We start from the raw sequence: 4,920 nt of genomic DNA on the forward strand, positions 1-4,920 counted from the left end.
GGACGCCGTCGTCGCAGGCTGCGCCATGGTGGCCCAGGCCGACGGTTGGGTCACGCTCAACGAACGGACGCGTATGATCGATCGAATGCGCAACTCCCCCGCCATCGCCTTCTTCGGCGCCGACGACGTGCTCGTCCTGTTCGAGGCGTTGAACCTGCGCTTCGAGCGTGATCTGGACGACGGCGAGGCGACGGCGGAGGTCGCCGTTTCGCGCCTGCGCGGCCAAGCCGGGCCCTCTCGCGCCTTGATCGAAACCGCCTGCGCCGTCGCCGAGGCCGACGGCGGCTTTGACGCCGAGGAGAGGGCGGTGATCTTGCGCCTTTGCACGCTCCTGAACGTCGATCCGGCGTCGTTCGACCTGATCTCCGGTGAAGGCGGGCAAGGATGAGGGTCGGCATATCAACCAACCCCGCCGTCCAGGCCTGGGCCCTTCAGCTCTCCCAGATGACGGGTCGGGTGGCGTCCCATCAAAGCACGCCCACCGATCGTCCCGTCGATCCGCCGCGGGCCATCAGCGATGACGCCGGGATTCGCCGACCCAGTCGGCATACCTTCGACATCCGTGTCTGAGCGCCGGACAGGCCGGGAAGGCTGGTTCATGGAACCTGTGATCCGGATACGGCCGGACGACAAAGTCAGTCCATGCGCGCGACCTGGTGACGGCTCAAGTGCATGATCCGTCGTCGTCCGGCTGTGTCATGACGGTCCGTCCAGACGACCCGCGGATCGCGGGCTATCACCGTTTCCGAACGGGGGTGTGGCCCGCCCAGGCGCAGCGCTATGCCCAACTCGCGCGGCGACGTCAGCAGCCCGCCGCGGCCGTGATCGCCTGTTCCGACGCCCGGATCGATCCTCAGACCATCTTCGACGCCGAGCCGGGCGAGCTGTTCGTCATCCGCAATGTCGCAGGCCTGGTTCCCCACTATGCCCCTGACGGCGGGTGTCATGGGACGAGTGCGGCGCTGGAGTATGCGGTCAAGATCCTGAAGGTCCGCCGGATCGTCGTGCTTGGGCATGCCAACTGCGACGGCATTCACGCCATGATCCATGGGCCGCTTCGCAACGCCCAGGACTTCCTCGGCCCCTGGATGGACATCGCTGAACCAGTGATGTGGCCGATGCCCGAGCAAGGCGCAGGCGAGGCTTTCGAGGCGTCGATCGAGGATGCCGTGTTTCGGCTGTCGCTGACCAATCTGCGGACTTTCCCTTGGATACGCGACGCCGAGAAGGCGGGTCATCTGAGCCTTGCTGTGTGGAGATTCAGCATTGCGACGGGCGAACTCACAACCGTCTAGAAAAGACAAGATTATCGAGCGCAATCCCAGGAACGCGGCACCTGCCCGCCGCGCCCCGGGTCCGACGAATTCCGGGATGGCTTTCGCGGCCCACCAGGCCCCGCACCTCCCTCATTGTCCCATCGCGAAAGGGCCTCCTGGCGGATCAACAGGGAGGGTGGGGTCTCCGGCTTGTCTTTAGGCATGATCAGATTTTCTCAATCGGCGCGTGGCGCATTTCAATGTTTGTCGGCTCCCGGCAGCCCCTCCGTCTGAATTTCCGGGGGTAGGCGTATCGACGCCCATTACGTAGTCGCGCAGCAGTAACTTGCCGCTCTCAAGGTCCCTTAAAGCGCGTCGCGGGCCTTTAAGTTCATCGGCTCGAAGCTGTTCGTCGCCGGGATAATGGAGTGGGCGAAGTTTTCGGCCGGCATCTCGCTGGGCATGAACTTCGGAATTCTCGCGGCGGCTAGCCGGCGCTATTGTCGGCGGTTATTGCGTGCATCAGCACAACTCATTCGCCTCGCGCGCCAGAGCCGCTCAGTGTGATTAAGCGGGCCGGGCCCCTCTGACGATCATGGTGATCGTGATGTCGGACCGCATCGGGTGCGCTCGATTGTTGATCGGCGTTCAAGGCGGGACCCCACCCGATATGAAATAACATATTGAATGAGCCTAATACCTCGGGGCGAGACGGGGGCCCGACAGACGCCAGTCATCATGCGCGCCAACGTATTGTTGTATCGCGAATTCAACCACCTAGGCTTCCTCTCGACCGGGTCCGATTTCGACGCCGATGCACACCCTTGGGCGCAAAGCGGACCTGGCTTGCCGACACAAAAGCGGACTTGGCCAAAATCAGCTTCGGTGACCGGACAGGGAGCAGCGGCGACCGGAGGCCAAAAGACCCATTCGTCCGCGCGAGGTCTCAGTTTCCCGACCGACCTGGAAGGGGGGCTGGATTGGTCGGCCGGGAAACAAGCCTAAGCTCTTGCTCAAGCTCAGCCATAGCGCAGCCGGGTATCAGTTGTTCCTCGTCCATCCAATGAAACTTGTCTCCTGCCGGGCCTGAGAGCTGGAAAGCCGAGCGTTTATCCCGCACCGTCATCACCGAGGAATCATTTGGGTCGGAAACGGCGGTTGCCTATCGGTCCCGCACCAAACATTGGCACTATCGACACAAACCAGACGCGCCGAAGGTCTGTTGCGGGTGGGAAGGGGTAGTCGATCTCAGCGCGTCAGTACGATGTGAGTCGCCATCTCCGTGGGGACCGCCTCTGTGACCCGATAGCCAAGTTTTGGTAAATCGATGCTTGCGAACAAGGACTCTCCATCACCCAATAAGACGGGCGACAGCACCAGGTGCAACTCATCGATTGCTCCCGCCAAGAGATACTGGCGGACCGTGGACACGCCGCCGCCGATCTTCACGTCGGAATCGCCTGCGGCTTGTTGGGCTTGGTGCAGCGCGGCGTCGATCCCTTCCGTAACGAAGTGGAACGTCGTTCCGCCCTCCATGACGATGGGCTCCCGGGCGTGATGAGTCAGGATGAATGTAGGCGCATGATAAGGGGGATTGTCCCCCCACCAGCCGTTCCAGCCAACATCCGGCCATTCGTCGCGGATTAGTCCAAACATGTTGCGACCGAGGATGAAAGCGCCAAAGCCCTCCATTGAGGTGCGAGCAAAGTTGTCATCGGCCCCTTCGGTGCCGCCGTCCTGCCCAATCATCGATCTGAAAGTCCGGGTCGGGTAGAACCAGTTGTGCAGCTCTTGGCCACGATGGCCGAGTGGATGCTCAAGGCTTTGAGCCGAACCGGCGCCGAAACCGTCAAGAGAGACCGCGAAACCAGCGACACGCACCTTGCCCATGGGGCCCCTCGTTGATTGTGAACTCAGAGGTGACCGCGCCTGACGTGGCGAAGTTCCGAGTCTTGCGGGATCAGGTTATGACCCCCTCCAGCGTCTGCAATGGGTCAATTTGCGAAATTGCCTCCGATCCCGGAACCGGACATTCCCGCGACGGACTGCTTAGGACATCGCTTTTGTCAGCTAGGCGAACAAGTCCAACTGGGCGCGCGCCGACTCGGGCACCTTGAACTTCGTCACGTCGAGTTCGTGTCGGGGGCCGTCCAGGCCGTAGCGCTTCACTGCCGCCTTGAAGCGTGTCGCGATCAGTTCAGCTACTGGCCCCGTCCCCTTCATTCGCTGCGCCCAGTCGGCGTCGTATTCTTTCCCGCCGCGCGTCTGCCGGACGAGCGACATGACTCGGGCTGCGCGATTTGGTCGCACGTCGGCCAGCCACTCCTTGAACAGGTCTTTAATCTCCAAGGGCAGGCGCAGCGTCACGTAAATCGCCGTTGTGGCACCAGCCTTGGCTGCGGCCTCCAGGATCGATTCGAGTTCGTGGTCGTTGAGACCCGGAATGACAGGGGCGAACCCGACGCCGACGGGCACGCCGGCTTCGGCCAGTCGGGAGATCGCTTCCAGGCGCTTGGCCGGCGTCGAAGCCCTGGGCTCCATCGCCCGAGCCAGCCCACGGTCCAGCGTGGTGATCGACACGAACGCCGTCGCCAGCTTGTCGCGCGCCATCGGCCCAAGGATGTCGAGGTCTCGCGTGATCAGGTTCGACTTCGTGATCACCGAGACCGGCTGATTAAACCGGGCCACTACTTTCAAGATGCTTCGCGTGATCCGCAAATCCTTCTCGTCCGGCTGATAGGGATCGGTGTCCCCGCCGATGTGGATGCGTTTGCAGACGTATTTGCGGGCGCTGAGTTCCTGTTCCAGCAGATGCGCCGCGTCAGGTTTGGAGAAGATTTTCGTCTCGAAATCCAGGCCAGGAGACAGGCCCAAATAGGCATGTGACGGCCTCGAATAGCAATAAATGCATCCGTGGCTGCACCCCTTGTAGGGGTTGATGGATCGCTCGAAGCCGATGTCTGGGCTTTGATTCTTGCTGATGATGGTACGCGATCTGAGAGGCGTGACCGTCGTCGGTATTTGGGCAGGGAGGGCGGCGTCGTCATCCGTCCAGCCGTCGTCGAACGCCTCGATCTCAGTGGCCTCGAACCGGTCGCTTGCGTTCGATTTGGCGCCCCGACCGCGCGCGCCTTTCGGGATCGCCAGCGTTGTCATCAGGCTTAGGCGGACAGGCTTGCCGGACGGTTCCAGGCGACGCGGCGCTGACCGGGATCACCCTCGGGGCGGCAGATGTAGGCGCGCGGGAAGGCCCAGTTCGGCATTGGGCGCGCGGTCATCGAGCCGGCGTGTAACAGGTCAGTAGACGCAGCAATAGCCTTTCGCCGCGCCGTGTTTCATAAAATCAACAACTTAGCCTAAATTCGAGCGGGGAGGGGGAGATTGATCGTGTCTACTGCTACGCCCGCGCTCCGATGTCGACGGAAAGCGGACCCACTAAAGGTCTGTTGCGGGTGGCAAGCGGACCTTCGCTTCAGATACCTTGACAACGGTGCCGATGGCAGCGGCGGAACAGCGAAGGTTTGTGGTCGTTAGGTCTTCCAGACGAGGAGTCTGGCAATGAAACGATCAATCACCCTGACGAGCGCGCTGGCGCTGACCCTGGCCATCTCGGGTGCCGCGATGGCGCAGAATGGCAACGGTAATGGCAACGGTAATGGCCGGG

Annotated in this window: 4 protein-coding genes; 2 read left to right on the plus strand and 2 right to left on the minus strand. The window is 62.1% G+C overall.

Translation table 11 applies throughout. The features are described from left to right. The coding region (locus ACP7AU_RS17440; protein WP_426052240.1) for a tellurite resistance TerB family protein at positions 1-388 on the plus strand (388 nt) is incomplete at its 5' end. Between the two features lie 310 nt (positions 389-698). Continuing rightward, entirely contained in the window at positions 699-1,295 is a 597-nt protein-coding gene (locus ACP7AU_RS17445) for a carbonic anhydrase (protein WP_426052241.1), read from the plus strand. A gap of 1,209 nt (positions 1,296-2,504) precedes the next feature. On the opposite strand, the gene ACP7AU_RS17450 is transcribed toward ACP7AU_RS17445, so the two are convergent. Both ACP7AU_RS17450 and ACP7AU_RS17455 read right to left on the minus strand, forming a co-directional pair. Continuing rightward, positions 2,505-3,146 (minus strand): dihydrofolate reductase family protein, encoded by a 642-nt coding sequence (locus ACP7AU_RS17450; RefSeq protein ID WP_426052242.1) that lies wholly within the window; start codon positions 3,144-3,146, stop codon positions 2,505-2,507. Between the two features lie 180 nt (positions 3,147-3,326). Then, entirely contained in the window at positions 3,327-4,412 is a 1,086-nt protein-coding gene (locus ACP7AU_RS17455; protein WP_426052243.1) for a PA0069 family radical SAM protein, read from the minus strand. Positions 4,413-4,920: the final 508 nt, after the last annotated feature.

Source organism: Brevundimonas sp. SL161 (genome assembly GCF_049896985.1).
Lineage (GTDB): Bacteria > Pseudomonadota > Alphaproteobacteria > Caulobacterales > Caulobacteraceae > Brevundimonas.

Coding starts and splice junctions, on each gene's coding strand:
- ACP7AU_RS17445 (WP_426052241.1), top strand. CDS start 699: ATGACGGTCCGTCCAGACGACCCGCGGATCGCGGGCTATCACCGTTTC.
- ACP7AU_RS17450 (WP_426052242.1), bottom strand. CDS start 3,146: ATGGGCAAGGTGCGTGTCGCTGGTTTCGCGGTCTCTCTTGACGGTTTC.
- ACP7AU_RS17455 (WP_426052243.1), bottom strand. CDS start 4,412: ATGACAACGCTGGCGATCCCGAAAGGCGCGCGCGGTCGGGGCGCCAAA.